This is a genomic window from uncultured Campylobacter sp. (assembly GCF_938031315.1).
Classification (GTDB): Bacteria; Campylobacterota; Campylobacteria; order Campylobacterales; family Campylobacteraceae; genus Campylobacter_B.
In genome coordinates this window covers 1-1,168 of sequence record NZ_CALHHT010000102.1, presented here as the reverse complement: position 1 = coordinate 1,168, position 1,168 = coordinate 1, and the positions used below count along the sequence as shown (strand labels likewise).

Genomic DNA, 1,168 nt, shown 5'->3' with positions numbered 1-1,168 from the left:
GCCTGTTTATGCGAGCCAAAATGCCTCGCGCTAAGAAATTTTAAAATTTCAAATCTACGCTCCGCCGCCCGCAAGCCAAAGCGTCTCGCGCCTAGAAATTTTAAAAATTTCATCGCGTCCTCTCTTTTGGCGGCGTAAAATTCCGCCATCGATGCCTCGGGCGAAAGCGAAACGTTAATTGCGCCGATTTTTGCGGCGCGAAATTTCTCCGCGCAAGCGTAAGGCAAAAATAAAAATTTCATCGTGCGCCCCTTTTTACGCTAAGCACGCACAAGCTGAAAAACAAAACCGCTCCGAGCGCCTGAATGGCGAGGTTTACCCATAGCGTCGCGCTCTGTCCGCCCGATAGGAAGCAGATGCGAAAGGACTCGACCGCGTATGTGGGCGGCAGCAGGTGCCCGATGAAGTTGACCGCCGCGGGCAGTCCGCGCAGATCGAATATCATGCCGCTAAGCAGCGTCACGGGCAGATAGCCGATGACGATGGCGTATTCCTGCGCTAGGAATTGATTTTTGCAGATCGCCGAGATCAGCATGCCTAGGCAGGTCATCTCCAGCACGAAGACGCAAAGCGTCGCCAGCAGCATCGCCACGCTGCCGCGGATCGGGATGCCCAAAAGCACCTGCCCGTAAACGAGCGTCATCGCGCCGCCCAAAAGCGCTAGGAAATAATACGCGCCGACCTTGGCAGTGACGATCTCAAGCGCGCTTGCATTGGAGTTGTAAAGCGAGGCGATCGTGCCGCGGTCCCATTCGCGCGAGATCACGACCGCGACCATAAATAGGCAGATGAGCCCTAAAATCCCCACGTACTCGGCAGATACGAGGTACCACGTCGATTCGTTGGCTTCGTTGAACCAGCTGCGATAATTCACGCTGACGGGCTTTGCCGAGGCGTTTAAATTTGCGTTTAAAAAGCCGTAATCTTGCGCCAAAACCTGCTCGATTACGCCCGCGACATAGACGTAGCTAAGAAGCGCGAGCTGCGACTGCGTGGCGTTTTGGATAAGGAAAATTTCCGCGCCGTCTTGGTCTGAGTTGCTTGCTCCGCCGCCTGCACTGCTTGCGCCGCCGCCGTTATTTACAGCGCCGCTTACACCACACGCGCCGTTAGCGTAAGGTTTCGCGAATATTTCTGCTCGGCCGCCGCGCGCAACTGGTCCGCAAGA

The 1,168-nt window shown here is 55.7% G+C and carries 2 protein-coding genes; both read right to left on the bottom strand.

All coding sequences use genetic code 11. From position 1 onward, the window contains the following. A partial coding sequence (locus Q0236_RS02925; RefSeq protein WP_297914938.1) for a hypothetical protein occupies positions 1–242 on the bottom strand: 242 nt, incomplete at its 3' end. Beyond that, a partial coding sequence (locus tag Q0236_RS02920; RefSeq protein ID WP_297914935.1) for an ABC transporter permease occupies positions 239–1,168 on the bottom strand: 930 nt, incomplete at its 5' end. The genes Q0236_RS02925 and Q0236_RS02920, both read right to left, overlap by 4 nt.